This is a genomic window from Kribbella sp. NPDC050124 (assembly GCF_044460355.1).
In the GTDB taxonomy this organism is placed as follows: domain Bacteria; phylum Actinomycetota; class Actinomycetes; order Propionibacteriales; family Kribbellaceae; genus Kribbella.
This window is the reverse complement of sequence record NZ_JBITJU010000012.1, coordinates 24,583-51,027: the sequence shown is the minus strand read 5'-3', so window position 1 is coordinate 51,027 and position 26,445 is coordinate 24,583. Positions and strand designations below refer to the sequence as shown.

At 69.8% G+C, this 26,445-nt stretch carries 23 protein-coding genes; 14 read left to right on the top strand and 9 right to left on the bottom strand.

What is annotated here, in order from left to right:
- Window positions 1-25 precede the first annotated feature (25 nt).
- Window positions 26-1,123: a mannose-1-phosphate guanylyltransferase gene (locus ACIBL3_RS25965; protein ID WP_396356159.1), complete on the top strand. Its 1,098-nt coding sequence runs from the start codon at window positions 26-28 to the stop codon at window positions 1,121-1,123.
- Window positions 1,124-1,686: 563 nt separating this feature from the next.
- Here ACIBL3_RS25965 and ACIBL3_RS25960 read toward each other — a convergent pair.
- From ACIBL3_RS25960 to cofD, 3 genes are all read right to left on the bottom strand, one after another.
- Window positions 1,687-2,367 carry a DUF3105 domain-containing protein gene (locus tag ACIBL3_RS25960; RefSeq protein ID WP_396356158.1) on the bottom strand — a complete coding sequence of 227 codons (681 nt, stop codon included), beginning with the start codon at window positions 2,365-2,367 and terminating at the stop codon, window positions 1,687-1,689.
- 125 nt (window positions 2,368-2,492) lie between these two features.
- The gene (locus ACIBL3_RS25955; RefSeq protein WP_396356157.1) at window positions 2,493-3,467 is read right to left on the bottom strand and encodes a coenzyme F420-0:L-glutamate ligase; all 975 of its coding nucleotides are present in this window, start codon (window positions 3,465-3,467) and stop codon (window positions 2,493-2,495) included.
- A complete protein-coding gene (gene cofD / locus ACIBL3_RS25950; protein WP_396356156.1) occupies window positions 3,464-4,441 on the bottom strand; it encodes a 2-phospho-L-lactate transferase in 978 nt (325 codons plus the stop codon). Before cofD ends, ACIBL3_RS25955 begins: the two co-directional genes overlap by 4 nt.
- Window positions 4,442-4,556: 115 nt before the next feature.
- Here cofD and ACIBL3_RS25945 point away from each other — a divergent pair, with 115 nt between their 5' ends.
- The 4 genes from ACIBL3_RS25945 to ACIBL3_RS25930 all read left to right on the top strand — a co-directional run bounded on the left by ACIBL3_RS25945 (window position 4,557) and on the right by ACIBL3_RS25930 (window position 11,098).
- Entirely contained in the window at window positions 4,557-5,804 is a 1,248-nt protein-coding gene (locus tag ACIBL3_RS25945) for a hypothetical protein (RefSeq protein WP_396356155.1), read from the top strand.
- Window positions 5,805-6,195: 391 nt separating this feature from the next.
- Entirely contained in the window at window positions 6,196-6,447 is a 252-nt protein-coding gene (locus ACIBL3_RS25940) for a WhiB family transcriptional regulator (protein ID WP_020389877.1), read from the top strand.
- Between the two features lie 263 nt (window positions 6,448-6,710).
- On the top strand, window positions 6,711-9,623 hold the full coding sequence (locus ACIBL3_RS25935) for a glycosyltransferase (protein ID WP_396356154.1): 2,913 nt from the start codon (window positions 6,711-6,713) through the stop codon (window positions 9,621-9,623).
- Window positions 9,620-11,098, top strand: a complete 1,479-nt coding sequence (locus ACIBL3_RS25930) for a DUF5719 family protein (protein WP_396356153.1) — start codon at window positions 9,620-9,622, stop codon at window positions 11,096-11,098. The genes ACIBL3_RS25935 and ACIBL3_RS25930 overlap by 4 nt, the downstream gene beginning before the upstream one ends.
- 1 nt (window position 11,099) lies before the next feature.
- On the opposite strand, the gene ACIBL3_RS25925 is transcribed toward ACIBL3_RS25930, so the two are convergent.
- Complete coding sequence (locus tag ACIBL3_RS25925) at window positions 11,100-11,483, bottom strand: DUF3499 domain-containing protein (protein ID WP_396356152.1); 384 nt, start codon at window positions 11,481-11,483, stop codon at window positions 11,100-11,102.
- Between the two features lie 31 nt (window positions 11,484-11,514).
- Here ACIBL3_RS25925 and ACIBL3_RS25920 point away from each other — a divergent pair, with 31 nt between their 5' ends.
- The 3 genes from ACIBL3_RS25920 (at window position 11,515) to ACIBL3_RS25910 (ending at window position 13,878) form a co-directional block, all read left to right on the top strand.
- The gene (locus ACIBL3_RS25920) at window positions 11,515-11,961 is read left to right on the top strand and encodes a metallopeptidase family protein (RefSeq protein ID WP_396356151.1); all 447 of its coding nucleotides are present in this window, start codon (window positions 11,515-11,517) and stop codon (window positions 11,959-11,961) included.
- Window positions 11,962-12,065: 104 nt separating this feature from the next.
- Window positions 12,066-13,142 (top strand): Gfo/Idh/MocA family protein, encoded by a 1,077-nt coding sequence (locus tag ACIBL3_RS25915; RefSeq protein ID WP_396356150.1) that lies wholly within the window; start codon window positions 12,066-12,068, stop codon window positions 13,140-13,142.
- Window positions 13,135-13,878, top strand: a complete 744-nt coding sequence (locus tag ACIBL3_RS25910) for a ThuA domain-containing protein (protein WP_396356149.1) — start codon at window positions 13,135-13,137, stop codon at window positions 13,876-13,878. The genes ACIBL3_RS25915 and ACIBL3_RS25910 overlap by 8 nt, the downstream gene beginning before the upstream one ends.
- Before the next feature lie 30 nt (window positions 13,879-13,908).
- Here ACIBL3_RS25910 and ACIBL3_RS25905 read toward each other — a convergent pair whose 3' ends face one another.
- The 3 genes from ACIBL3_RS25905 to ACIBL3_RS25895 are packed head-to-tail and all read right to left on the bottom strand — an operon-like array spanning window position 13,909 to window position 18,493.
- The gene (locus ACIBL3_RS25905; protein ID WP_396356148.1) at window positions 13,909-14,556 is read right to left on the bottom strand and encodes an ABC transporter ATP-binding protein; all 648 of its coding nucleotides are present in this window, start codon (window positions 14,554-14,556) and stop codon (window positions 13,909-13,911) included.
- Window positions 14,553-15,392, bottom strand: coding sequence for an ABC transporter ATP-binding protein (locus tag ACIBL3_RS25900; protein WP_396356147.1), 840 nt, complete (start codon window positions 15,390-15,392; stop codon window positions 14,553-14,555). Before ACIBL3_RS25900 ends, ACIBL3_RS25905 begins: the two co-directional genes overlap by 4 nt.
- On the bottom strand, window positions 15,389-18,493 hold the full coding sequence (locus ACIBL3_RS25895; protein ID WP_396356146.1) for an FtsX-like permease family protein: 3,105 nt from the start codon (window positions 18,491-18,493) through the stop codon (window positions 15,389-15,391). Before ACIBL3_RS25895 ends, ACIBL3_RS25900 begins: the two co-directional genes overlap by 4 nt.
- A gap of 121 nt (window positions 18,494-18,614) precedes the next feature.
- Between ACIBL3_RS25895 and ACIBL3_RS25890 the strand changes: the two genes are divergently transcribed.
- Genes ACIBL3_RS25890 through ACIBL3_RS25870 form a run of 5 tightly spaced genes read left to right on the top strand, consistent with a single transcriptional unit; the run spans window position 18,615 to window position 23,428 of the window.
- Complete coding sequence (locus ACIBL3_RS25890; protein ID WP_396356145.1) at window positions 18,615-20,000, top strand: phosphomannomutase/phosphoglucomutase; 1,386 nt, start codon at window positions 18,615-18,617, stop codon at window positions 19,998-20,000.
- Complete coding sequence (locus tag ACIBL3_RS25885; protein ID WP_396356144.1) at window positions 20,001-20,198, top strand: Trm112 family protein; 198 nt, start codon at window positions 20,001-20,003, stop codon at window positions 20,196-20,198. It abuts the gene before it with no gap.
- Complete coding sequence (locus ACIBL3_RS25880; RefSeq protein ID WP_396356143.1) at window positions 20,198-21,274, top strand: SIS domain-containing protein; 1,077 nt, start codon at window positions 20,198-20,200, stop codon at window positions 21,272-21,274. The genes ACIBL3_RS25885 and ACIBL3_RS25880 overlap by 1 nt, the downstream gene beginning before the upstream one ends.
- On the top strand, window positions 21,268-22,440 hold the full coding sequence (gene manA / locus ACIBL3_RS25875; RefSeq protein ID WP_396356141.1) for a mannose-6-phosphate isomerase, class I: 1,173 nt from the start codon (window positions 21,268-21,270) through the stop codon (window positions 22,438-22,440). The genes ACIBL3_RS25880 and manA overlap by 7 nt, the downstream gene beginning before the upstream one ends.
- Before the next feature lie 28 nt (window positions 22,441-22,468).
- A complete protein-coding gene (locus ACIBL3_RS25870) occupies window positions 22,469-23,428 on the top strand; it encodes a cation diffusion facilitator family transporter (RefSeq protein ID WP_396356140.1) in 960 nt (319 codons plus the stop codon).
- A gap of 5 nt (window positions 23,429-23,433) precedes the next feature.
- Here the strand turns inward: ACIBL3_RS25870 and ACIBL3_RS25865 are convergent, their stop codons facing one another.
- Window positions 23,434-23,793 (bottom strand): MerR family transcriptional regulator, encoded by a 360-nt coding sequence (locus ACIBL3_RS25865; protein WP_396356139.1) that lies wholly within the window; start codon window positions 23,791-23,793, stop codon window positions 23,434-23,436.
- A gap of 121 nt (window positions 23,794-23,914) precedes the next feature.
- Between ACIBL3_RS25865 and ahcY the strand changes: the two genes are divergently transcribed.
- Entirely contained in the window at window positions 23,915-25,351 is a 1,437-nt protein-coding gene (gene ahcY / locus ACIBL3_RS25860; protein WP_396356138.1) for an adenosylhomocysteinase, read from the top strand.
- A 55-nt stretch (window positions 25,352-25,406) separates the two neighbouring features.
- Here the strand turns inward: ahcY and ACIBL3_RS25855 are convergent, their stop codons facing one another.
- Window positions 25,407-26,402, bottom strand: a complete 996-nt coding sequence (locus ACIBL3_RS25855; protein WP_396356137.1) for an RDD family protein — start codon at window positions 26,400-26,402, stop codon at window positions 25,407-25,409.
- Window positions 26,403-26,445 lie beyond the last annotated feature (43 nt).

Below are 26,445 nucleotides of genomic sequence, written 5' to 3'. Positions count from 1 at the left end.
GTGCGGACCGGTAGGGTCTTTCCTCATGCGAAACGTGGTGATCCTGGCCGGTGGTTCGGGGACGCGGTTGTGGCCGTTGTCCCGGGCCGACAAACCCAAGCAGGTGCTGCCGCTGGCAGCCGGCAACTCGCTGCTGCGGGTGGCGTACAACCGCCTGAAGGGGCTCGTCGACCCCGCGAACATCTATGTGTGCACGGTCGCCGCGCACACCGACCTGGTCCGCGAGCAGATCCCCGAGCTCGGCGAGCACAACATCATCGGCGAGCCGGTCGGCCGCGACACCGCGAACGCGGTCGGCCTCGCCTCCGCGGTGGTCGCCCGCAACGACCCGGACGCCGTACTCGCGATCGTCGGGTCCGACCACCTGATCACCCCCGAGGAGGAGTTCCGGGCCGCGATCGCCAGCGGTTTCGAGCTCGTCGAGCAACGACCCCGGTCGCTGGTGACGTTCGGGATCGAGCCGACCCACCCGCACACCGGGCTCGGGTACGTCGAACGCGGCGAGGCGATCGACGGCACGTCGGCGTACGTCGTCGACCGGTTCCGCGAGAAGCCGGACCGGGCCACCGCGGAGGAGTACCTGGCCACCGGGCGGTTCTGGTGGAACTCCGGCATGTTCGTCTGGCGCGCCGAGACCGTGCTCAGTGTCCTCGACGACCTGCTGCCCGAGTCCGCTGCACAGCTCCGCCAGGTCGCGTCCGTCTGGGACACCCCGACCCGCGAGACGACGCTGGCCGAGATCTACCCGCAGCTGCGCAAGATCAGCGTCGACTACGCCGTGATGGAGCCCGCCTCGCAGGGCAAGGTCGACGCCGACGTGGTCGTCGTACCCATGCCCGTGCACTGGCTCGACGTCGGCTCCTGGGCCGCCCTCGCCGGCACGTACGACGTCGATGCCTGCGGCAACCGTACCGACGGCACCACGCTGAGCTGCCTGCTCGACTCCCACGACAACATCATCGTCACCGACGACCCCGACCACCTGGTCGCCGCCGTCGGCCTCCGCGGCCACATCATCGTCCACACCCACGACGTCACCATGGTCTGCCCACTGGCCGACGGCGAACGCATCAAAGACCTGGTAGCCCAAGTCCAATCCGACCACGCCCACCGCTACATCTGACAACACCCCAGAGCAGCACCGCCAAAGGACACCACCTCCAGCGGCTGTTCTTTTGCGCCTCGGCGAGCCGTAAAGCCTCAGGCCCGGGTGGATGCTCTCGGCGACTGGTGCCGGCTCGGGGCAGGAGTCGGGGCCATGCCGGGTGGATGGGGGGCTTGAACAGGTTATTGCTTGTTCACGGCAACCGGTGGGTGTTCAAGGGCACGACAGTTGGCGGTGGTGCGCTGATGGCACCCTGCCCCGGCGAGCCGGGGGCTGAGACATGAAGTCGGGGCCTTGCACACGCAATAACTTGTTCAAGGCCACCGCATCGCGGGCAGGCCACCACAGTTGCCGCATGGCAGGCGCAGTTCACCCGCCACTCGCCGAGCAGTTGACCGCGGGTCCCCCGTGCGCGGACCGCCGCCGAAGGTGGTGTCCGATTGGTCGTGTCCGCAGGTGGCTCGCGAAGCGCGTGGGGTGGAGCCAGGGTGTGCGGCGCGCCGAGGACGCCAACAAAACAGCCGCCGCCGGAGGCGGTGTCCTTGGACGGTGCCTCGGCGGCGGCTGGTTGCGAGCTGGGGTCAGCCGCCGTTGGGTTCCTGGGCGTCGGAGGCGGGGTATTTGTCCATGAACTGCTGGAGGGCGGTGCCGGAGACGGAGCCGCAGAACTGGCGGTGGCCGAAGGCGGTGGTTTGGCCGGCGGCGTTGCCGCTCCAGTGCGAGAAGGCGACGTTCTTGCCCTCGGGCCAGGCCTTGCCGTCGGACTCCTTGAAGGGGGCGGCGATGAACTTGCCGTTCGCGGAGTCGGGCAGCTTCGCCTTGGAGATCTTCTCGATGGTGTCGATCTGGTCCTTGGGCAGGGTGTCGCGGTACCACAGGATCGTGTAGCCGTGCTCCAGGTTGTGCACCAGGTTCGGCACCGCGGGCCGGTCGTCGACGGTGTAGAACTTCTTCCCGAACGGCGCCCAGACGGCGTAGTGCGGGCCGGACGACGGCGGCGACACCGGGTAGGCGATGACCTCGCCGTCGGGCTTGTGGTCCTGGGTGCCGGAGGCCTGGTCGTCGATCACCTTGTCGCAGGAGGCGGCGCCGACGTCCACGCCGAGCTCGGCGATCGCCTGGTTCTTGGTCCGGGAGTCCTGGATCAGCCGGATCGCCGGGTAGGCGATGATGGCCAGCCCGACGATGATCGACGCCACCACGATGAGGATCGTCCGGTTGCGGTCGGAACGCGCCTGGTCCCGCTGCATCTTCTCGATCATCTGGCGGCGCGACTGCTTCTGCGACGACGCTTTACCCACAGTGTTCGTCTTCCCGGGTCGGGGCGGCCAAGACGCCGCCGTGCGGATGCAGTGTACGCACCGACCCTGAGAGGTTGCCTAGAAAACTATTTCGACCGTGAGCCGAACGTGATCGTGGCCTCACTCCCCGGCCCGGTCCGGACGTCGACGCCGTACCCCTCGGCATGGAGCAGTACGGCGAGCCGCTCGGCGATCACCCCGACCGCGACCGGCTCGTCGCCGAATACCGTGACAGCGCTGTCAAGCAGCTCGAGGTGAATGTCCTCGACACCGTCCAGCAGCCCGTCCCACAGCGACGGGTCCACCTCGCGCGGCCCGGTCGGAGCAGTCCGCTCCAGTACGGCGGCCCGCGCGGCCTCACGCGTCCCCAGGCTGAACATGTCGAACTCGGCGTCCCGCACCAGCGCCCGCGCGCCCGGTCCGTCCTCGCCGATCGGGAGTACGACGTCCCCGAGCCCCCGCAGTACGGCGACCGGCACGCCGTCGGCCTTGCCCTTGACCAGCTCGCTGGCGCCGGCGATCTCGTCCGCCAGGGCGGGCTCGGTGACCGCTAGGACGTTGCCGTGACTGTCCGTCGTACCGCGCAGGTCCTCCACGACCCGCACTCCGGCGGCTCCGATGGCCAGGTCGGTCTGGCCGTTGCGCCACGGGCGGCCGAGCGTGTCGGTGATGATCACCCCGACGTTGACGTCGTACCGCTCCTTCAGGGCGGCTCGTAGCTGCCGTGCGGACGCGTCAGGGTCGACGGGGAGCAACAGGACTGTGCCAGGCGCCGTGTTGGAGGTGTCGGTGCCGGCGGCTGCCATCACCAGGCCGTGCCGGGTCTGCACGATGCGGGTCTCGCCGCGCTGCGCGACGACCCGGACCAGCTCGGCGTCGACCGCCTCGTGCCGGGTGCCGGTCGTGATCCGTCCCTCGGCCTTGCTGACGATCTTCGAGGTGACCGAGACGATGTCGCCGTCGCGCAGGTCGGCCTCGTCGCCGATCAGCACCGCCAGGTCGGCGCCGGGCGCCACCTCGGGCAGCCCGGTGACCGGGTAGATCTCCAGGTGCTTCCTCATCGCCGGACTGCCTCCGCGAGGTTCAGCGCCGCGGTGGCCATCGCGGCGGTCGTGGTCTCGTCAGTCATCCACAACGGCACCGCCTGGACGTGAATTCCGGCTCCGGCGATCGAGTCGGCCTGGATCGCGTCCGAGGTGTCGATCAGCCAGCCGTCCAGTACGCCGCCAGACGTCCGGGAACCGTAGTACCGGGCCACGGCCGAGGCGGTGGACGCGACGCCGACCGCGGCCAGCACCTTGTCGGCCATGCCGCGGACCGGCCCGGTCCCGATGATCGGCGACAGCCCGATGACTGGGGCAGGTGTCTCCCGCACGGCCTCCCGGACCCCGGGGACGCCGAGGATGGTGCCGATCGAGACCACCGGGTTCGAGGGCGGCAGGATCAGTACGTCGCAGTCGTTGATCGCCTCGAGGACACCGGGGGCCGGCTTGGCCTTCTCCTGGCCGACCGCGACGATCTGGTGCGCCGGGACCTCGGCGTGCAGCCGCACCCAGTACTCCTGGAAGTGGATCGCCTTGCGCCGTCCGGGGTTGTCCGGGTCGTCGACCACGACGTGGGTCTCGATCCGGTCGTCGCTCATCGGCAGCAGCCGCACCGGCAGCTTCCAGCGCTCGCACAGCGCCTCGGTGACCGCGGTCAGCCCGTAGCCGGCGTCGAGCATCTGGGTCCGGACCAGGTGGGTGGCCACGTCCCGGTCGCCGAGACCGAACCAGGTCGGCTCCACGCCGTACGCGGCGAGCTCCTCCTTGATCACCCAGGTCTCGTCCTCGCGGCCCCAGCCGCGTTCGGCCGAGATGCCGCCGCCGAGGGTGTACATCACGGTGTCCAGGTCGGGACAGACCCGCAGTCCGAACAGGGTGATGTCGTCCGCGGTGTTCCCCACCACGGTGATCTCGGCGTCCGGGCGGGCCTTGAGCAGGCCGCGCAGGAAGGTGGAACCGCCGATGCCACCGGCCAGCACTGTCAATCGCATGGGAAGAGTCTGCACGAGTCGTCAATGCGTCGGACCACCGCACGACTATGCTGCGGTGGGTCATAACCAAACCGCACAGCTGTTCGTACGGCCCCCAACATCCCGAGGAGCCCTCGTGGTCACCGACGCAACCAAGAAGCTCAGAGAGCCGGTCGCGTACATCCTGCTCGCTTTCGCCGGCCTGATCGCGCTGGCTTCGCTGATTCGCCTGTTCGTCGGCGGCGCCGGCTTCACCGCTGCCGCCGGAGGCGTGCAGGGCACGCTTACTCCGCCCGGACTCACCGCGCTGGTGATCCTTCTCTCGCTGGTCGGCTCGGTCTGGCTGGTCAACGAGCTCGGCGAGCGCACCCCCAACGCGCGGACCGTCACGCTGGCCGCACTGGTCATCACCGGTGTGGTCGTGCTGCTCGGCCTGATCACGGCGTTCGCCGGGTTCGCCGAGACCAGCACCGCCGGTCTGAAGATCGTCGGCTTCATCTATGCCCTCGGCGGCCTTGCGCTGTACGGCGCAGCCGGGCTCTACATTCTGAAGACCTACCAGACCCTGCCGGCGCCGGTTCGCGCGCCGAAGCCGGGCCAGTTCGCCCAGCAGCAGGGCCAGTACGGCCAGCAGCAGTACGGTCAGCAGGGTCAGTACGGCCAGCAGGGTGGCTACGGTCAGCCGCAGGGCCAGCAGTACGGGCAGTACGGCCAGGACCAGGGCCAGGGTCAGTACGGCGCTTACGGCGCGGCGGCTGCTGGTGGAGCGGCAGCGGGTGCGGCCGGTGGGTACGCAGCCGCGCAGGGCGGCGAGCAGCAGTGGCCGCAGGAGCAGGGCTGGAACCAGGGCGAGCAGCAGAACTGGTCGGCCGGTGAGGCCGAGGCCCAGCGCCAGGCCGGCGAGCAGGCATGGTCCGCCGAGGGCCAGCACGCAGAGCCGACCCAGGCGTGGAGCGCCGAGGGCCAGCAGCAGTGGTCCGGCCAGGAGCAGGGTCAGCAGTGGCCGCAGGAGCAGCAGTGGGGCGGTGGCGACGCCGGCCAGCAGCAGTGGAGCGGTCAGGACTACGGGCAGCAGGGACAGCAGGAGTGGTCCGCGCAGTCCGAAGCAGGTCAGACCGAGCAGCCGGAAACCGCGTCCTGGCAGCAGGGTGCAACGGAGCAGGTGGAGCCGGAGTCCCAGCAGTCATGGAAGCCGGGCGAGCAGTCCTGGCAGGCGGAGGAAACTCCGGCCGCCGACGCGCTGTCGACGCCGCAGGCGGATCAGCCGGCCACCGAGGCAGCCGACGAAACCCGTGTGGATCCGCGGGTTTCCGACTCCGACAAGGACGAGCAGGGACAGCAGCAGGACCAGGGTCAGCAGGGCTGGTGGTCCCAGCCGTCCTGACGAGGCACCGCATCAGGTGATGAATCAAGCCATTGCCTGATCGAGCCCGCTGCGCCCGAATAGCCTTCCTGACAAGGCAGCAAGCCCTTACCCACCCTGCGGGGTCAACATTTTTCCGCCGGGTTGCGGGGATACCACACGGATGCGAGAGGCCTGTGTACACAGGCCTCTCCTTCTTTTGCAGCCGTGTTGCGGATGATGCCAATAGCAGACCACGGCTTGACTTTCGTGGATTGCAGGAATGTAATTTCAACCGTGTCGTTCGTTGGACACTCGGTATCGGGGACCGTTGCAGAGCGCAGGACGGACGAGGTCAGGCATGTGGACCGCAAACCCACATGTACAGGGGAACGAACAGGGTCGAGGAGGTCGGACCGTGACAGAGAGCCTGATGGCGATTGTCGACGGTGAGGCGATCGAGGAGGAGCCGAACTGGCAGGAAAGGGCACTGTGCGCCCAGACCGACCCAGAAGCGTTCTTCCCGGAGAAGGGCGGATCCACCCGCGAGGCGAAGAAGGTCTGCCTCGGCTGTGACGTCCGCGGCGAGTGCCTCGAGTACGCACTGCAGAACGACGAGCGCTTCGGGATCTGGGGCGGGCTGTCGGAGCGGGAGCGCCGCAAGCTGAAGAAAAAGGCCGTCTGAGGCCCGGCTGATCGTTTCGGTCCGGTGCCCTGCCACCAGGCCGCGATCGGCAAGCAAGGCACGACAACTTCAGAGTTACACCCGCGGAGGCCCCGGATCGACATCTGTCGCCGGGGCCCGCGGCTTTCCACAGGTAGTGGGGTGAGCGGGGCGTCGCTCACCGTCGCGGCTGTATGGTGAGTCCTCGTCGCGGCTCCCAGGGGTCGCGGTGAACGCCGTCCTCGCACAAGGTGTACAGCCCCGCAAAGGTGTTACAGCTCCGCATGGAACAAGAAGCTCCGGCCGGCTGGGAGTTCTTCGACGCAGTCGACTACCCGACCGACCACATCGACGACCCGATGGGTCGCGCGCGGGTTCGGCATGTCGTCACCGCGGTCGTGGTCGGACACGAGGGTGCGGCCTGGCTGCCCCGGTTGTCCGAAGCGCTCTGGGCCCTCAACCCACGCCCTGACCGGTTGATCGCCGTCGACACCGGCTCCACCGACGAGACCGCCGAGTTGCTCGCCGCGATGCCCGGCGTCGAGCCCGTCGTCAGCGTCTCGGCCCGTACCGGTTTCGGTACGGCGGTCGCCCGCGGCATCGAGGCGGTCGGCTTCGCGCCGATCCCTTCGGCCGTCGGCCCGTACGGCGACGACGGCCACATGCCCGTGGTCGAGTGGCTGTGGCTGCTGCACGACGACTGCGCTCCGGCCCCGAAGGCGCTGGAGAAGTTGTTGCTCCAGGCCACCATGGCGCCGGAGGTCGGCGTCTGGGGCCCGAAGCTGCGGCTTTGGCCGCGGGACCGGGAGCTGCTCGAGGTCGGTGTCACCACCTCGCTCGGCGGCCGCCGCGACACCGGCATCGAGAACGGCGAGCTCGACCAGGGCCAGCACGACCAGCTGCGGAACGTGCTCGCGGTCAGCTCGGCCGGCATGCTGGTCCGTCGCGACGTCTGGGAGGCGCTGCACGGGTTCGACCCGCGGCTGCCGATGTTCCGCGACGACATCGACTTCGGCTGGCGGGCCAGCCGCGCGGGCTACCAGGTCGGCGTCGCGCCGGACGCCGTCGTCTACCACGCACAAGCCGCCGCGACCGGTGACCGCGCGCTGGCCGGCACCCGGCGGCACGCGTACCAGCTCGACCGTTCGCACGCGTACTACACCGTGCTGGCCAACGCGCCCGGCAAGCTGCTGCCGCTGCTGATCCTCCGCTTCCTCTTCGGCACGATCCTGCGCTCGATCTGGTTCCTGCTCGGCAAGACGCCGTCCGGCGCCGTCGACGAGTGGACCGCACTGCTCGGCACGTTGCTCGCAGGTGGCTGGACCCAGGCGCGCAGAGACCGGCGCAGCCTCGACCGCGTCCCGTACGACGACATCAAGGGACTGTTCTCCCGGTCCGTGCACGCCTTGCGGCAAAACCTGGAGGAGACGACCAGCACGATCTCGGAGCGAATCCGCGAAGCCTGGGCGGACGAGCCGGAAGAGCAAGTCGTCACCACTGCACGCCGTGCGAAGTCCACTGCGCGCGTAGCGGTCGATCAGCCGCGCTGGCGCCGGCAGCTGATCCGCCGGCCGTTCCTGATCGCTTGGGTCTTCCTGGCGATCGGTGCGTTCGTCGCCGGCCGCAGCCTGATCGGTAGCGGTGTGCTGCGGTCCAACCTCCTCCTGCCTGCGCACGAGACACTTGGTGCGCTCTGGAATGCTGCGGCTTCTGCTCCGCCGGGTGTGACACCGCCTGCTTGGCTAGGACAGTTCTGGGCCTTCTCCACGGTGATGTTCGGTCCGTCCGGTGCGACGAACCTGCTGCTCCTCGGTGCTGTCCCGTTGGCCGGGCTGTCCGCATGGGTTCTGCTGCGCGCGTTCGTCATGGACCGAGTCGCGCGAGCTTGGGGCGCGTCGGCGTACGGGCTTGCTGTGTTCACCAACGGCGCCATCACGCAGGGACGGCTCGGCACAGTTGTCGCTGCGATCGTGCTGCCGTTGCTCGGTGCTGCTGTGCACACTGTGGCCCGGCGGCGGCGTGTCGTCATCCAGGGCAGTTGGCGGGCCGCGTGGTTCGCGGGGATCTGTCAGGCGGTGCTGTTCGCGTTCACGCCGGCACTGGGACTGCTGGTCAGCGTGACGCTTGTCATCGGCGCCGTACTCGGGCTCGGGTGGCGTCGGCAAGGACGCCAGTTGGTGTTCTCCGTCGTACTGGGTCTGCTCCTGGTGTTGCCGTGGACGATCCAATTGGTGCTGCACCCGTCGCGGCTCGGGCAGGAAGCGGGCGGACTGCCTACTGCCGCAGTCGGTCCGGGCGACAGCCTCCCGCACCTGCTGACCGGTACGCCGATTGGTGCGCCGACGCCTTGGTGGTTCGTCGTACCCCTGATTCTGGTCGCTTTGGTGAGCCTGCTGCGGGAGTCGCGGCAGCGGTACGAGCTGCTCGGGTGGTTCGCCGCGCTGCTGGGTCTGCTCGGGACGCTCGTTGCCAGCCGGCTCGGTGGCGGTAGTGGTCCGCTGATGTTCCTCATGACCGCGGGCTGGATCATCGCGGTGACAGTGGCGTGGGACTCGGTTGGCAGGTCCACCGACGTCATCGCGCGGGGTGTGCTCGGGATTGTGCTGGTGACCTCGATCGTGACGGCCGGATTCTGGCTGGTGCGTGGCGCCGACGGTCCGTTGTGGCGTGGGCCGGCTCAGGATCTTCCGGCGTACCTGATCTCCGCGCAGGGTCCTCCGGAGAACGCGTCCGTCCTGGTCGTGCGCAAGGACGGGAACAACCCGATGCGGTACTCGCTGGTGAAGGACGGCGGTCCGCGGATGGGTTCGCTCGAGGCCGCGCCGAAGCCGGAGCAGACCAAGCCGGTCACAGATGTGCTGTCGACGCTCGGCGGTGGCGGCACAGGTGAGGAGGGCCGGCAGTTGGCCGCACTCGCGATCGACTACGTCTACCTGCCCGCGCCTGTCGACCCGACGTTGCAGGCGACGCTCGACTCGCTGCCCGGCCTGACCCGGGCCAGTGCCGACGACGGCGACGCCGCCTGGCTGGTCGACCGCTCGGAGGACCCGGGCAGCACGCCGCTCACCTACGACACGCACAGCATCTGGCGGGTGCTCGGACTGATCGCCTGGATTATCGCGCTGATCTTCTGCCTGCCGACGGTCCGGCGGACCGTCGCGATGCCGCACGGCACCCACGCGAGGAGGGACCGATGAGGCGACTGCTTGCGCACGCATGGATCCGGCTCGGGATCTGCGTGCTGGCGATGGCTGCCGCGGCCGGCCTCGGCGTGGTGACGCAGGCCAAGGAGCCGGTGACCAGGGCCGAGGCGACGGGCGAGCCCGCACGCACGGTGGTGAACCGTACGGCGCTGTCCTGCCCGGCCCTTGCCGGCGGCGGCAAGCTGTCGAGCGTGGTCAACGCGGTGTCGCCGACCCTGCCCGAAGGGACCCCGACCGCCCCGGGCAAGGAGACCCCGCTGGCGATCGCGCCCCTGTCGGAGAACGCCGCCCCGGCCGGATCGTTGCTGGTCCGTGGCAAGATCGGGTCGAGCCCGCCGGTCACGAAGCCCGCGCCGCTGTCGATCCGCGGCGTCGGACCGCTGGCCGCCGGCACGGTCGGCACGAGTACGACGACCTCGATCGAAGGCGTGAACGAGGGCATGGCGAGCACGCCCTGCCAGCTGCCCGGCTCGGACTTCTGGTTCGTCGGAGCCTCCGGCGCGGCCGACCGGCGCGACGTCCTGGTGCTGACGAACCTGGACAGCATCAACGCCGAGGTGAACGTCACGATCTACGCGCGCAGCGGTCCCCAGGACCTGCCGGCGGCTCGCGGAATCGTCGTACCGGCGCGGGGGACCACCGAGCTCTACCTCGGCCTGGTCGCCCGGAACCTGCGCGACATCGCGCTGCACGTCGAATCCACCGGCGGCCGGGTCGCACCGGCGCTGCGGGACAACGCGACCAACGGCAAGAAGCCCGCCGGGGTCGACTGGCTGAACCCGTCCGCGCCACCGGCGAACAAGGTGTTCGTGCCCGCGGTCGCTCCGGGGGCCGGGCTGCGGATCCTGTCGGTAGCGAACCCGACCGACCTGCAGGCCAGCGCGGGGCTGACCGTGCACGGGCCGAACGGGCCGTTCAAACCGGCCGGCCTGGAGACCGTGCAGATTCCGGCCGGTTCGGTGAAGACGTTCATGCTGGACCCGGTGCTACACGGCGATTCCAGTGCGATCACGGTGACGTCTGACCAGCCGGTCACTGCGTCGATGCGGATGGTGGACGCGAGTGGCAGCGACTTCGCGTCGCTCGGGTCGGCTGAGGCGCTGACGGGTCCGGCGTACCTGGTGCTGCCGGCGCACAAGCAGCCGGCGATCCTGCAGGTGACCGCGCCGGGCAAGAACGGGAGCGTGAAGTTCGAGCTGCGGGACGCGAACGGCAAGGTGCTGAACACGCGGGCTCTGGACGTGCTCGCCGGTGCGACCACCCAGATCCCGCTCCCGGCCCAGCCCCGGGCGACGTACCTGACGGTCGAGCAGACCCGGGGCACGATGATCGCGGGAGTCACGTTGATGCCGGCCGCCAAGCCGGACGAGGACGACGTCGCTCAGGTGGCCGCGTGGCCGCTCAACACGTCGCTGGTGTTCCGGGCCCAGCTCGGGGCCGAGCCCGACGTCCGGGCCGCGCTGCGGTAGGTCAGCCTTCGGAGGAGTTCGCGCCGGGGTCCTGCAGCATGCGCAGGTGACCTCGGCGGGCGATCTCGACCGGCGCGCCCGGCGCGCCGCGACCCGGCTCCCGCGGGGGCAGCGGGCGAGCCGCTTCGCGGACCGCGTTCGCCAGCGCCTCGAGATCGTCCGACGACGGCCCGGCGGCGGCCGGGTCCGGAGCCAGGCGGATCACTTCCCAGCCGTTCGGCGCGGTCAGCCGGTCGGCGTGGTCGGCGCACAGGTCGTAGCAGTGCGGTTCGGCGTACGTCGCCAACGGGCCGAGCACACACGTGGAGTCGGCGTACACGTACGTGAGCGTCGACACAGCCGGCTTGTGACAGGCGGCGCGCGAACAGATCCTGGCGATGCTCACGACCAGACGTTACCCCCACTAGGCTGAGCGCGTGACCGAGGCTCGCCGTCATCGCAGGCACATCGACCGCCACGGCCGCGGCATGCTCGGCCCGATCAGCCGGCCGAGCAAGTTCGCGCCCCGCGGTCTGCCGCTGCAGCGTTCTGCCGCGGCCCAGTTCGACGAGGTCGTCGCGGTCGAGGTGACCCGGCTGGAGAAGCGGCTGCCGCAGGTCGTCGCGCGGGTCGAGTTCGCCATCGAGGACGTGCCGAACCTCGACCTGGACGCGGTCGAGATCCCGCTCACCCACTCCAGCGGTGGCACCTCGCACGAGCCGTACCGGATCGTGGTCTTCCGCCGCCCGATCGAGCTGCGGGCCGAGCGCTCCGCGACCAGCCTGGCCTGGCTGGTCCGGTCCGCGCTGGTGCTCGAGCTGGCCGACGTCCTGGCGCTGTCGCCGGAGCAGATCGACCCCGAGTTCGAATCCGGCGACGACTGACCCCGCCGCGCCGGACAAGACCACCTGCGCACTGGTGCTGAAGCCTGTTCCGTACTGTGGGAACCGGTTTGTGTCCGTCGTTGTCATTCGAGAGGATCGTGCGTGTGAACGATCAAAAACTGCGCGTGGGAGTGGTCGGCCTGGGCTTCGCCGGGCGGACGGCGCTGGAGGCCTTCTCCGAGCTGCCGGACGTCGAGGTGCTGGCGCTGGCCGGCCTGGAGAAGGACACACTGACCAGCCTGGGCGAGAAGCACAACGTCCCGCACCTGTACGAGAAGTGGGAGGACCTGCTCGAGACCGAGGGCCTGGAAGCGGTCAGCATCGGTACGCCGACCCAGTTGCACGCCCCGATCGCCCTGAAGGCGCTGGAGAAGGGCCTGCACGTCCTCTGCGAGAAGCCGCTGGCCCGGACGGTCGCCGAGGGCACCGCGATGGTCGAGGCCTCGAAGCAGGCCGGCAAGGTGCTGAAGGTCATCTTCAACCACCGCGAGCGTGGTGACGTCGCGGCGCTGAAGCACCAGATCGACGAGGGTCAGCTCGGCCGGGTCTACTACGCGAAGGCGCACTGGATGCGCCGCAACGGCATCCCGGGCATGGGCGGCTGGTTCACCAACCGCGAGCTGTCCGGTGGCGGCCCGCTGATCGACCTCGGCGTACACATCCTGGATCTGGCCCTGCACCTGCTGGGCGAGCCGCAGGTGAGCACGGTCAGCGCGAGCACGTTCGCCGAGCTCGGCCCGCGCGGCAAGGGCAGCACGGTGCCGAACGCGAGCACCCTCGGGTCCGCGTTCGAGGTCGAGGACCTGGCCACCGCGTACCTGCGGCTGCAGGGCGGCGGCGCGTTGCAGCTGGAGACCAGCTGGGCGACCTACCGCGCCCCCGGCGACAACTTCGGGATCGAGCTGTTCGGCACCGACGGCGGCGCCAAGATCGAGGTGCAGAACTACACGACCGTCGACACCCTGCGGATCTTCACCGACGTCGGCGGCGTGCCCGCCGAGGTGAAGCCGGCGACCGGCGCCGGACTCGGCCACCGCGCGGTGGTGCAGGAGTTCGTCCGGATCGTCCAGAGCGGCGACTGGGCCGCACACAACGGGTCCGAGGCGCTGCTGCGGACCGAGGTCATCGACGCCTGCTACGCCTCGGCGAAGGCGGGACGAGAGGTTGTTCTCCATGACTGATCCGATTCGCGTCACCGTCTGGGGCGAGAACGTCCACGAGGGCCGCGACGAGTCCGTGCGCAAGGTCTACCCGGACACCATGCACGAGACGATCGCGGCCGCCGTGCGCGCGAAGCTCGGCGACAACGTGGTGGTCCGGACGGCGTGGCTGCAGCAGCCCGAGCACGGCCTCACCGAGGAGGTGCTCGCCGAGACCGACGTACTCACCTGGTGGGGGCACGCCGCGCACGGTGACGTCGACGACGCGGTCGTCGAGCGGGTGCAGCGGCACGTGCTGTCCGGGATGGGCCTGATCGCGCTGCACTCGGCGCACTTCAGCAAGATCTTCATCCGGCTGATGGGCACCACCTGCTCACTGGACTGGCGGTCCGACAACGACCGCGAGCTGCTCTGGACCGTGGCCGCCGGCCACCCGATCGCGCAGGGCATCCCGCACCCGCTGGTGATCGAGCGCGAGGAGATGTACGGCGAGCTGTTCGACATCCCGCAGCCGGACGAGCTGGTGTTCGTCAGCTCGTTCTCCGGCGGCGAGGTGTTCCGCTCCGGCTGCTGCTACCGGCGTGGCCAGGGCCGGGTGTTCTACTTCCGCCCCGGCGACCAGGAGTACCCGACGTACCACCAGCCGGAGGTCCAGCAGATCATCGCGAACGCGGTGAGCTGGGCGGCTCCGACGAGCCCGCGGCAGCTTCCGGAGGTTCACCACCGGAAGCACCCGGGCTGGTTCGACAACGCCTGAGACCGGCACTCGAAGCGGCGCCTCTGAGCTTCAGAGGCGCCGTTGCCAGGTCAGGAGGCCTTCGTCCATGGTGGCGTGGCCGTCGGCGTCGGCAGCGACGTTCGGGTCGTGGGTGGCGATGACCACTGCGGCGCCGCGGCGGGCCTCGCGCCGTAGCAGGTCGAGGATCCGCTCACGGTTCGTGCCGTCGAGCTCGCTGGTCGACTCGTCGGCGAGGATGACGCGGCCCTGCTGGGCGAGCCCACGGGCCACGGCGACGCGTTGTTGCTCGCCGCCGGAGAGTTCCTCGACCAGATGATCGCCGCTGTCCTGGAGCCCGACGTCGGTCAGCGCCTGCTCGACCTGGCGGTCGACGTCCTCCAATTCGTTGCGCTTGGCAAGGAGTGGCAGGGAGAGGTTCTCCCGGGCGGTGAGCACCCGGGCCAGGCCGTTGCCCTGTGGGATGAGTACGACGCCGTGCGCCGCGGCCGCGGGCCGGTCGCTGATCGTGAGACCGTCCACCTCGACCATGCCGGACTTCGCCTGCACCGCGCCGGCGATGGCCCAGAGCAGTGAGCTCTTACCGGCTCCGGACGGCCCGCTGACCGCGAGGACGAACCCGGGAGGCACTCGCAGGGACACGTCGCGTACGGCGACCAAGTCGTCGTACGCGACGGTGAGGTTGGTGACCGTGATCACGACTGACCTTCTTGCTGGATCGGGCTCAGCCGAACGTCGCCGGCTTCGGTGGTGGTGACGCGGAGCAGGGTCCCGGGCGGCAACAGTTCGGCGACATGCGGCGGCAGCGGCAAGGACCCGTCGGTGGCGACGACCGCGAACTCCTCGCCGCTGCGACCTTCGGACGCGATCCGCCCGTCCCGGATGGTGATGGTGCGGGGGAGCACCGCGGCGACCTCGGGGTCGTGGGTGATCAGCAGCACCGTCATCCCGGTGCTCTCGTTGATGGTCGAGATCGCAGCAAGGACCTCGTCCCGGGCTTGGTGGTCCAGTTGGCTGGTCGGCTCGTCGGCCAGCAGCAGACCGGGGAGCGTGGCGATCCCCACCGCCACCGCGCAGAGCTGGATCTGCCCGGGCGTCAGCGACGCCAGCGGACTACGAGCCTGGGCGGTCAGACCGACCAGCTCGAGCACTTCCTCCGGCTTCGGCAGGGACGGATCGCGGGACGCGGCGCGCTGTGCGTACCGGACGTTGTCCACCGGCGACAGGTAGGGAACGAGGTTGCGCGCGGCGCCCTGCAACACGATGCCGACGTCACGCGCGCGCATCCGGTCGAGCTCGGCCTCGGTCATCGTGGCCAGGTTGTGCTCGCCGATCTGCAGGCGCCCGGCGCTCGGCGTCAGCAACCCGCCGCACAGCTGAAGCAGAGTCGACTTGCCGGCCCCGGACGGGCCGAGCAGACCGACAAGCTCACCGGGCCGCACAGTGATGCCGATCCCCGACAAGGCAGCCACGTCATGGCCCTGGCTGCGGTAGATGTGCACCAAGCCGCTGGTGCTGATCGCGAGTCCACTCATGACAGCTCCTCCCGGATCCGGCTGTAGCCCGCCCGCCGGTTCACGCTGGTGCCCAGCACCAGCGTGGTCCCGGTCAGCACCACGGTGCTGGCCAGCCAGATGATCACCGCTCCGGGCCAGTTGATCGCCAGGTCGAGGGGAACCGGCGACGGTTCCGAGGTCTCCGCGAAGAGCGGGAACATCGGTAGCGCGATGTGCGCGCCGACGATGCCGCAAGCCGATCCGAGCAGCGCTGCCAGCGCGACCGGTCCAGAGTGTTCCCAGCGCGCCGCCCCTCCGGTCGTGGTCGCCGGTACGCCGTTGATCCGCAGACTCGCGTAGTCCTGGGCCCGGGATCGCCAGGTGCTGACTCCCATCAGCAGCAGCACGATGATCGCGAGAGCCCAACTGGCGAGCCCGACCACCGGAGTCAGCTGGAGCGCGAGCGCGCTGGCGGAGCGCCCGTACCCCTCGATGCGGTCCGACCGCCGATCGATGAGCGTTGGCGTGATCCCGGTCGCGGTGAGGTCAGCGATGATCTTGTCGACGTTCGCGAGCCCGTCGGCGTTGAGCCAGAGCTCGAAATCCGTCGACGTGTCGTCGACGCTCCCGCCGAGTCGCCGTACCGTCTCCAGGTCGAGTACGGCGACGCGCTCGGTGTGCCGCGGCATCGGAGTCTGCAGGCCGTCGAGCTTGTGGACCGGGATCGAGAGCCCGTCGAGGCCGGGCACGGTCTGCACCTCGCTGACGGCAAAGTCCGAACTCACCAGCGCCGGGATGGGCGTGGGGATGGCGGCGTACTGGAGGTTCTGGTCGCCGCCGACACTGGCGACCTTGAGGATCAGCCCGTTCGGCTGGTTCCCGGCCTCGATGGTGCCCTGGTTGTCCGCTCCGGTCTGCGGGCCGCCCACCCAGTCCTGGGCCTTGCCCAGCGGAACCGATCGCTGGGTGTCGGTCGTTAGTTGGCTGATCGCGACGTCGCCTTTGACGCCGACGGAGTCACCGACCTCGCGGGCCACCCCGAGCCTGATCAGGTGGCAGGACGGCTGGCAGTCGATCGACGTACTCAGGCGGACCGGTTTGCCGGAGCGCAACCGCAGCGGTGGGAACTGGACCAGGTAGCGCGCGCCCCTGCGCTGATTGATGACGGTCGCCTGCAGGATGACGGACCTCGCCTGCTCCTCGGGCGGCGCAACCATGCCCTCACTGGCGGGCGGCACGTACGGCGTCATCGCACCGAGGCTCGCGGTCACCGTCAGCCGGCTACCGCTCAGCTCGATCGGCTTCGGTTCCGTGGGCGCCTCGAGGTTGCGGAAGCCGTCGGCGCCGGTGAGTTCGTTGCCGCGGAAGGCGATCCGCCGGTAGCTGTCCGGCTCGATCAGCACGGCGCGCAGGGCCTCGGTGGAGGGTGGCTGAGACAGAACGACCGGGGTAAGCCACCGCCGGTCCGGGTCAACCTTGTCGATCGCCGCGGTGAAGTCGCCGAGGTTGGTGGTGTCCATTGCCAGCACGGCCTCGGCGCCAGTCTCGTAGCCGGCCCGGGTCTGCCTGTTGCGGTCGGCGACCGAAGCGGCCTGACCGGCGAACGACACCAGGCCGGTCGCCACCGCGACCACGGCGACGAGACGGGTCACGGCCGGGCGTCGGGACACCTGCAGAGCGCCGAGCGCGAGACCGAGGCGCCCCTTGCGTAGCGCGTGACGGCTCAGCAGCCCGGCTGCCGGCAGCAGCAGGTGGGCGAAGGCCAGTCCGGCGGCCAGAGCGAGCAAGGTCGGGGTCAAGACTGGCAACGGACCTCGTCCACCGCTGGTCAGTCCGCTCACCAGTCCGGCCGATGCGAGGACGATGACGGTGAGATCGATCAGGCCGATCGTTCGGTGCCGTCGCCGGGGCGGGATCCGCCGGAGCAGGCTGGAGATCGGCTGGCGGACGACGGTACGGATCGACAGCGCGACCACTGCCAGCCCGGCCAGAGCCGCCAAGGCGGCCGCTGCCGGCACCGTCCACGGCAGCTCCAGCGGCGCGGCTCCGCCCAGCCAGGCGGCCCGGACCACGAGGAGCAGTACGAAGCCGGAGGCCACGCCGACCGCCGTACCGAGGAGAACGGGCACGCTCAGCTCGACGGCAAGCGTCCAGCCGATCCGCCCGGCGCCCGACCCGCGGAGGCGCGCCACAGCCAGCTCCGGGCGGCGTTGGTCGACCACCGCGGCCAGCGCCAGGCCCAGCACGACCACACCGAACAGGGCCACCTGCACCATCACCAGCGGGATGATCGTGCCGGCCTGCCGGCGCTCCGCCTGGATCCCGTCGATGACATCGATCAGCCCGGAGTTGTTCCTGGCGTCGAGATTGAGCTCGGAGTTCCGGGCTTCGAGCTGGTCGGTCACCTGCCGGATCCGCTCCAGATCGCCGACCCGGGCACTCCCCGGTTGCGGGCGGGTGTCCAGCGTCGAGTGGTAGCCCCATCTCCCCACGGAGAACGTCTCGCGCTCGGTGAGCAGGAAGTCGGCCTCGGCCGGCCTGCTCTCACTGGCCGGCCTCGAGTGGCCGGTCGGCCCGCGGCCGAACCAGTAGGTGCTCTCGTCGTCCGCCTGGTAGACCCCGACCACGCGCAGTCCGCCGTTGGCGTAGCTGCTGGTCTCGGCCTTGATCGTCGCCCCGACCTTCGCTCCGAAGTTCTTCGCATCCGCGGTCGACGTGACCACTTCACCGGGGCCGCGGGGGCACCGGCCTTCGGTCAGCACGAGCTGGGCGCAGTAGCCGTCCCGCCAGACCAGCCGGCCCCCGATCCTCGGCTTGTCCTTGCTCAGGCCCCAGGTCACGCCGACGGTCATCCCGTACGACGGCGGCGTGAACAACGGCTTCAGGTCAGCCGGGATGAGCTGAGTCAGGTCTTCTGGCGAGGTCGGCTCGGCCGGTCCGGAGACCGCCGTTGACGGAGTCGCGTCCAGCTGCCAGGCCGCCGCGTTCCACTGACGCGTCAACGTCTCGGTCGCGACCGTCCGCTCGACGGCCCGGGCGAACCAGGGCGCGAACGCGGCGCACGTGCCGATCAACAGGCTGACGCCCGCCAGGACCAGGGCCTGTGACCACCGGTACCGCAGAGCCTGCCGCAGGAACATCACTGGCCATCCCCCAGGCGCCAACGCCACCCCGGTCGGTGACCTGGGCCGAAGATACGGAACGAGGGGGGCAGCGTCACCTGAAATACAGCTTTCCGGGCCGGACGGATAGGGTCCACGCATGGTTGACGTTGCTGCGATCTTCAAGGCGTACGACGTACGAGGGGTCGTCCCGGACCAGCTGGACGAGTCGGTGGCCCGGGCGACCGGGGCGGCCTTCGTCGAGGTCCTCGACGTCCTCTCGGCTCCGGGGGCGGTCGTGATCGGCTACGACATGCGGCCCTCCAGCCCGGGACTGGCGGCCGCGTTCGCCGAGGGGGTGACCAGCACCGGCGCCGACGTGATCGACATCGGCCTGGCCTCCACCGACCAGCTGTACTTCGCCTCCGGACGGCTGCAGCTGCCCGGCGCGATGTTCACCGCGAGCCACAACCCGGCGCAGTACAACGGCATCAAGATGTGCCGCGCGGGCGCTGCTCCGGTCGGCGCGGACTCCGGTCTGCGCGACATCGCCGACCTGGTCGCCAAGGCGCTCACCGAGGGCCCGGCGACCGGCTCCGTGCCGGGCAAGGTGACCCGCAAGAACCTGCTCACCGCGTACGCCGACCACCTGCACGACCTGGTGGACCTGAGCGGCAGCCGTCCGCTCACGGTCGTGGTCGACGCCGGCAACGGCATGGGCGGCCACACCGTGCCGGCCGTGTTCGCGTCCGGCCCAATCACGATCGTGCCGATGTACTTCGAACTGGACGGCAACTTCCCGAACCACGAGGCGAACCCGCTCGACCCGAAGAACCTGGTCGACCTGCAGGCCAAGGTCCGCGAGCTCGGGGCCGACCTCGGCCTGGCGTTCGACGGCGACGCGGACCGCTGCTTCGTGGTGGACGAGAAGGGCGACCCGATCTCGCCGAGCGCGGTGACCGGCGCGGTCGCGGTCCGGGAGCTGGCCAAGCACCCCGGCTCGGCCGTCATCCACAACCTGATCACCTCCAAGGCGGTGCCGGAGCTGATCACCGAGCACGGCGGCACGCCGGTCCGGTCCCGGGTCGGGCACTCGTACATCAAGCAGAAGATGGCCGAGACCGACGCGGTGTTCGGCGGCGAGCACTCCGCCCACTACTACTTCCGGGACTTCTGGCGCGCTGACACCGGCATGCTGGCCGCGCTGCACGTGCTGGCCGCGCTCGGTGAGCAGGACAAGCCGGCCAGTGAGCTGTTCGCCGAGTTCGAGCGGTACGTCGGGTCCGGCGAGCTGAACAACAAGGTCGACGACGCGGCCGCGACGGTGGCGGCGATCGAAGACACCTACGGCGGCCGGGACGGCATTACCGTTGACCATCTGGACGGTCTGACCGTGTCGGCGGGACAGTGGTGGTTCAACGTCCGTGCGTCGAACACGGAACCGTTGCTGCGGCTGAACGTCGAGGCGGCGGACCGGCCCACGATGGAACGCGTCCGCGACGAGGTACTGGCGCTGATCACCGGCGCATCGGTGAAGGAGAACTGAATGGCAGTCAATCTGGACCCGGACCTGCTGAGCATCCTGGTCTGCCCCAAGTGCCGGTCGGAGTTCCGGGTGGACGACGAGGCGAACGAGCTGGTCTGCACGAACAGCTCCTGCGCGCTGGCCTACCCGGTCCGCGACGACATCCCGGTACTGCTGATCGATGAGGCGCGGGACACCAAAGAGGTCGCGGACAACTGATGAGCTTCTTCGACGACTCGCGACTCGAGGACCCGGCTGCGCTCGGGGCGGCGGACCACCTGCTCCGGCGGCTGGCGATGGCCGGCGCCCGGGTCCGGGCCGAGCTGGAAGCGGCCGAGGAGGCCCTGTCCAAGTTCGACTCCGACGGCTTCCGGCCGCGGGCAGTGCTCGCCGCAGGGCGGGACGCCCGGCTGGTGCGGGCCATCCTGGAGCCGGTCTGCCCAGTCCCGTTCGTCGCCTGGCCTGGTCCCGGTCTGCCGGGCTGGGCCGGTCCGCTGGACCTGGTGATCGTCCTGGGCGGGCTGGCCGAGGACTCCGACGCGGTGTCGGCCGCTTCAGAGGCGGAGCGTCGCGGCTGCGGTCTGATGGTGGCCTGCCCGCCGGACTCCCCGGTCGCACAGGCATCCGCGGGCTCGCGGCACGCGATCCGGCTGCCGTCGCAGTCCGATGACCAGTTGGCTGCGGCTGTCGCCGTACTGCAGGGGCTGCACCAGATGGAGCTCGGTCCTGAGGTGGACCACAAGGCGGTAGCGGCGTTGCTGGACGACGTGGCCATCGAGTGCTCGCCGAACAACGACGTCGCCTCCAACCCGGCCAAGGACCTGGCCTTGATGCTGGCGGACGCGCTGCCGCTGGTGTGGGGCGGTTCGGTGCTGGCTGCACGTGCCGCGCGGCGTGTCGTGGAGGCGCTGCGGCTGGCGAGTGGTCGGCCTGCCCTGGCGGCTGACGCCGGGCATCTGATGCCGGTGCTCAACCAGCCGCCGCGTGACCTGTTCGCCGACCCGTTCGACAAGCCGGAGGAGCTGCGGCCCGGACTGGTCATCCTGGATGACGGAGTCGAGGACGCCGTCGTCGCCGAGCAGCGGCGCAAGCTGGAGGCGAAGGCAGAGGCCCACGACGTCCGGGTGCACGTCGTGAGGCAGGCCGACGGCACAGACATCGCCCGGTATGCCGCTCTGACTCAGCACGGCCGCTACGCCGCGGCATACCTGGGCATCGGCCTCGGCCGCTACGGTACGGCGACCGACGACGAGCCCACCGAACCAGGAATCCCCTCGGAGGACCCAGCGTGGTAGTGCGGCTGCAGAACACCATCCGGGACTACGCCTGGGGTTCGCCGACCGCGATCCCCGAGCTGACCGGGGTGGAGCCGGACGGCCGCGCGCAGGCGGAGATGTGGATGGGCGCACACGAGTCCGCGCCGTCCGTGCTGCCGTCAGGTGACTCCTTGTACGACGTGGTGTCCGCCGGGCCGTCCGACGTACTCGGGCCGGAGACAGCCGAGCGGTTCGATGGCCGGTTCCCGTTCCTGGCCAAGCTGCTCGCGGCCGCGCAGCCGTTGTCGATCCAGGCGCACCCGTCGCGGGAACAGGCGATCGACGGGTACGCGCGGGACGAGGCCGACGGGATCCCGCGCGACGCCGCCGACCGCAACTACAAGGACGCCTGGCCGAAGCCGGAGATCCTGATCGCGCTCGGTCCGTTCGACGCGCTCGTCGGGTTCCGGCCGCTGGAGGCCACGGTCGCGCTGCTCGACGCCCTGGCGCCGGCCGGGTTCGAGGAGTGCACCGACCTGCTCCGCAACGGCAAGCTGCAGGACGTGTTCACCCAGATCATGAGCAGCGACCGGGACACCATCCGGCCGCTGGTCGCGGCTCTCGGCGAGGCCATCGCGCGGTACGCGGGTCAGGCTTTCGAGCTGGAGCGCGAGTCGCTGGCCAAGCTGTGCGCCGACTTCCCGGACGACCCCGGCGTACTGGCTGCGCTGCTGCTGAATCGCGTGCGCCTGGAGCGGTTCGAGGCCGTCTACCTGCCGGCTGGGAACGTGCACGCCTACTTGCACGGGCTCGGGTTCGAGGTGATGGCGAACTCCGACAACGTGTTGCGCGGCGGCCTGACCAGCAAGCACATCGACGTACCCGAACTGGTCTCGGTGGTCGACTTCGAGCCGCTGGCCAACCCGGTGCTGACGGCGTCCCCGCTGGGGGCGGGCATCTCGTCGTACGAGACCGGCTGTGAGTACTACGCCATCCACCGGATCGACCTGGACGGTGGTGAACAAACGGTCACCGGCGAGGGACCGCGGATCGTCTGCTGTGTGGCCGGAAGTGTCGAGGTCGATGCCGAGGGCACCGATGACGCTGTGATGTTGTCCGCGGGTCAGTCCGCGTTCGCTGCCGGACCCGAAGGACCCTGTAGCCTGCGTGGTTCCGGCACGGCGTTCGTCGTGTCCGCGCGCTGATCACCCGATTGTTGGAGGACCTGGAGAAATGGCTGGTGGCGGAACCAAGGCGGTCGTCGCGGCACTGCTGGCGAACACCGGGATCGCGATCACCAAGTTCGCCGCCTGGGGCCTGACCCAGTCGGCATCGATGCTCGCCGAGGCGATCCACTCGGTCGCCGACGCCGGCAACCAGGTGCTGCTGCTGGTCGGCGGCAAGCGGGCCCAGCGGGAGGCCGACGAGCTGCACCAGTTCGGCTTCGGCCGGGAGCGGTACGTCTACTCGTTCATCGTCGCGATCGTGCTGTTCAGCGTCGGTGGCCTGTTCGCGCTGTACGAGGGCTACCACAAGATCCACGATCCGCACGGGATCGACGACTGGAAGTGGGTCCCGGTCGCCGTCCTGGTGGCCGCGATCATCATGGAGACGTTCTCGTTCCGGACCGCGATCGTCGAGGCGAACAAGGTCCGCGGGCCGGTCGGCTGGACCAAGTTCATCCGCAACGCCCGCTCACCCGAGCTGCCGGTCATCCTGCTGGAGGACTTCGCCGCGCTCACCGGTCTGGTGCTGGCGCTGATCGGCGTCGTCCTGACACTTGCCACCGGCAACGGTGTGTACGACGGCCTGGGCTCGATGGCGATCGGCGCGCTGCTGGTCTGCGTCGCGGTCTTCCTGGCGATCGAGATGAAGTCGCTGCTGCTCGGCGAGTCCGCGACCCGGGAGTCGCAGCAGAAGATCGTCGCCGCGATCGAGAACACCGCGGGCGTGCAGCGGCTGATCCACATCAAGACCCTGCACCTGGGCCCGGAGGAGGTCCTGGTCGCCGCCAAGGTCGCGGTCGAGCCGACCACCGACGCGTCCGTGGTGGCCGAGACCATCAACGCCGCCGAACGCGCCATCCGCGAAGCCGAGCCGATGTCGATCCACGTCTACCTCGAGCCCGACATCTACATCGAGGGCTACCAGCGCGCCGAGCGCCCGCCGGTCCCGGAGGCTCCGTCGCACTGACCTGATCAGCGCGGCTCCGGTGGCAGTACGCCGGAGCGGCCGAGCCAGCGCAGCGCCCGCTCGCGGTCGATCTCGGAGCGGGTCGGTGGGGCGGTGAGGCGGCCGGTGCGGTAGCCGAGGTTGCGGATGTCCGCTGCGACCGACGGCTCGGCCAGGGCCCTGAGTGCGAACGCGAGCGCCGCCGGCGTCACGTCGTACCGGCGTTCGAGGTCCAGTGCGAGTTGTACGGCGGCCAGGTCGCGGTCGTCGTACTGGCGCTGGGCCGTGTGCGCGGAGCGGGATCGGGGGAGCAGACCGCGGGCCTCCCGGTACCGCAGCATTCGCGGGGTGGTGCCCAGTCGGCGGGCCGCCTCGGTGATGCGCATGGGTCAATCCTGACATTTCAGTGTCAGAAACGCTCCCCCACCGATCAAACCCCGGGGCTCGGCCCTCTAGGCTCTGGCAGGCAGGAAGCAATTCACAGTCTTCAGGGGAGCGGGAACCGGTATGACCTTCGACTACAAGGTGGCGGACCTCGGGCTGGCCGAGTTCGGCCGCAAGGAGATCCGGCTGGCCGAGCACGAGATGCCCGGCCTGATGGCGATGCGCAAGCAGTACGGCGACAGCAAGCCGCTGGCCGGGGCACGGATCGCCGGCTCGCTGCACATGACCGTGCAGACCGCGGTGCTGATCGAGACCCTGGTCGCGCTCGGCGCCGAGGTGCGCTGGGCGAGTTGCAACATCTTCTCCACCCAGGACCACGCGGCCGCCGCGGTCGTCGTCGGCCCGCAGGGCACCGTGGAGGACCCGGCCGGTGTCCCGGTGTTCGCCTGGAAGGGCGAGACGCTGGAGGAGTACTGGGCCTGCACCGAGCAGATCCTCACCTGGCCGGGTGGCGAGGGCCCGAACATGATCCTGGACGACGGCGGCGACGCCACCATGCTCGTCCACAAGGGCACCGAGTTCGAGAAGGCGGGCGCCGTACCGGACCCGTCCACCGCGGAGTCCGAGGAGTACGGCGTCGTCCTGTCGCTGCTGACCCGGTCGCTGGGTGAGTCCTCGTCGAAGTGGACCGCGATCGGCCAGGGCATCAAGGGTGTCACCGAGGAGACCACCACCGGCGTGCACCGGCTCTACGAGATGCACAAGGCCGGGTCGCTGCTGTTCCCGGCGATCAACGTGAACGACTCGGTGACGAAGTCGAAGTTCGACAACAAGTACGGCTGCCGGCACTCGCTGATCGACGGCATCAACCGGGCCACCGACGTACTGATCGGCGGCAAGGTCGCGGTGGTCTGCGGGTACGGCGACGTCGGCAAGGGCTGCGCGGAGTCGCTGCGTGGTCAGGGCGCCCGGGTGATCGTCACCGAGGTCGACCCGATCTGCGCGCTGCAGGCGGCGATGGACGGCTACCAGGTCGCCACCGTCGACGACGTGGTCGGGATCGCCGACATCTTCGTCACCGCGACCGGCTCCCGCGACGTGATCACCGCCGACCACATGGCCGCGATGAAGCACCAGGCGATCGTCGGCAACATCGGTCACTTCGACAACGAGATCGACATGGCCGGCCTGTACAAGCTGGACGGCGTCGAGCGGGTCACGATCAAGCCGCAGGTGGACGAGTTCCGGTTCCCGGACGGCCACACCGTGATCATCCTGTCCGAGGGCCGCCTGCTGAACCTGGGCAACGCGACCGGCCACCCGTCGTTCGTGATGTCGAACTCCTTCACCAACCAGGTCCTCGCCCAGATCGAGCTGTTCGTGAAGACGGCCGACTACCCGACCGAGGTCTACGTCCTCCCCAAGCACCTCGACGAGATGGTCGCCCGCCTCCACCTCGACGCCCTCGGCGTCAAGCTCACCGAGCTCACCAAGGAACAGGCCAACTACCTCGGCGTCCCCGTCGAAGGCCCCTACAAGTCAGACCACTACCGCTACTGAGCACTTCCAGCACGCAAGCGAGGCGCCCCACCAGACCGGTGGGGCGCCCTCGCATTTAGAACCACTGGCCGGACTCGTTGCTGCCTGGGGCTGCCCAGCCTTGCGGGTTGACTGCAGCAGGGCGGTACGGCGCAGCCGGGGCCGGCGCCGGGAATGGGCCGGGTACAGGAGGTGGCGGCAGAGCGCCGTACGGGCTGGGTGTAGCAGCAAACGGTCCAGCGGGTACGGCGTAGGGGCCAAAGGGGCCGGTGTTGACGGCTGCGCGAGGTACGGCGAGCCGGTTGAGCTCTCGCCGTCGGCGCTCGGCCAGTACGGCGGATAGGAAAGCCGGCGCCACCATGGGCACCGGCGGCACCGGTGCCGTCACCTGACTGACCCGGTACGCCAGCGCGTCGCCGATCGAGTCCCGGGCACCCGGCAGCAGCTCGGTGTACCGCGCCAGGTACTCCCGCGAAGCGTTCGCCAACTCGTCGGACAGCCGCGACAGCTCCAGCGACTGCGCCCACTGCACCAGATGCCCCGGCACGAACAGCGGCGGCGACGCCATCGGCTGGTGCCGTTCGCGGATCACCACGGTGCCGGCGACCATGTCGCCGATCCGCTTGCCCTGCTTGTTCATCAGGCTCGCCACGATGCCGGGGCAGGCCGCGAACCAGGGCGCGAAGTCGACGAAGAACCACATCAGCGTCCGCACCAGCGCGTGCCGGAACCGGATCGAGCTGCCGTCGTCGCGCACCACCTTGAGCCCGAGCACCATCTTGCCGAGCGTCCGGCCCCGGGTCAGCGTCTCCATCACCACCCGGTAGCCGACCACGACCACCAGGACGACGAGGAAGATCAGCGCCACCGCCAGCGCCTCACTGGCCTCCCCGCCGATCAGGAACCCGGTCAGCAGCGAGATCAGCACCCCGAGTACGACGCCCTGCAGGATCACGTCGATCGCACACGCCAGCGCCCGGGTCGGCATCCGCGCGATCCGCACCTGGAGGACGACCGCCTCGCCCGTGACCAGCTGAGACACTCCGTCGTCGCCCCCCTCCTGCCGAGACACCAGTTCCGGCTAGTCTGCCAGCGCGGAGAGCCAGAACCGGGAG

What these genes read in the sequence shown, in the direction of transcription:
- ACIBL3_RS25940 (WP_020389877.1), top strand. Translation starts at nt 6,196, where the DNA reads ATGGCGATTGTCGACGGTGAGGCGATCGAGGAGGAGCCGAACTGGCAG.
- ACIBL3_RS25890 (WP_396356145.1), top strand. Translation starts at nt 18,615, where the DNA reads ATGGTTGACGTTGCTGCGATCTTCAAGGCGTACGACGTACGAGGGGTC.
- ACIBL3_RS25935 (WP_396356154.1), top strand. Translation starts at nt 6,711, where the DNA reads ATGGAACAAGAAGCTCCGGCCGGCTGGGAGTTCTTCGACGCAGTCGAC.
- ACIBL3_RS25885 (WP_396356144.1), top strand. Translation starts at nt 20,001, where the DNA reads ATGGCAGTCAATCTGGACCCGGACCTGCTGAGCATCCTGGTCTGCCCC.
- ACIBL3_RS25900 (WP_396356147.1), bottom strand. Translation starts at nt 15,392, where the DNA reads ATGAGTGGACTCGCGATCAGCACCAGCGGCTTGGTGCACATCTACCGC.
- ahcY (WP_396356138.1), top strand. Translation starts at nt 23,915, where the DNA reads ATGACCTTCGACTACAAGGTGGCGGACCTCGGGCTGGCCGAGTTCGGC.
- ACIBL3_RS25910 (WP_396356149.1), top strand. Translation starts at nt 13,135, where the DNA reads ATGACTGATCCGATTCGCGTCACCGTCTGGGGCGAGAACGTCCACGAG.
- ACIBL3_RS25960 (WP_396356158.1), bottom strand. Translation starts at nt 2,367, where the DNA reads ATGATCGAGAAGATGCAGCGGGACCAGGCGCGTTCCGACCGCAACCGG.
- ACIBL3_RS25930 (WP_396356153.1), top strand. Translation starts at nt 9,620, where the DNA reads ATGAGGCGACTGCTTGCGCACGCATGGATCCGGCTCGGGATCTGCGTG.
- ACIBL3_RS25895 (WP_396356146.1), bottom strand. Translation starts at nt 18,493, where the DNA reads ATGTTCCTGCGGCAGGCTCTGCGGTACCGGTGGTCACAGGCCCTGGTC.
- ACIBL3_RS25880 (WP_396356143.1), top strand. Translation starts at nt 20,198, where the DNA reads ATGAGCTTCTTCGACGACTCGCGACTCGAGGACCCGGCTGCGCTCGGG.
- ACIBL3_RS25870 (WP_396356140.1), top strand. Translation starts at nt 22,469, where the DNA reads ATGGCTGGTGGCGGAACCAAGGCGGTCGTCGCGGCACTGCTGGCGAAC.
- cofD (WP_396356156.1), bottom strand. Translation starts at nt 4,441, where the DNA reads ATGCGATTGACAGTGCTGGCCGGTGGCATCGGCGGTTCCACCTTCCTG.
- ACIBL3_RS25965 (WP_396356159.1), top strand. Translation starts at nt 26, where the DNA reads ATGCGAAACGTGGTGATCCTGGCCGGTGGTTCGGGGACGCGGTTGTGG.
- ACIBL3_RS25865 (WP_396356139.1), bottom strand. Translation starts at nt 23,793, where the DNA reads ATGCGCATCACCGAGGCGGCCCGCCGACTGGGCACCACCCCGCGAATG.
- ACIBL3_RS25955 (WP_396356157.1), bottom strand. Translation starts at nt 3,467, where the DNA reads ATGAGGAAGCACCTGGAGATCTACCCGGTCACCGGGCTGCCCGAGGTG.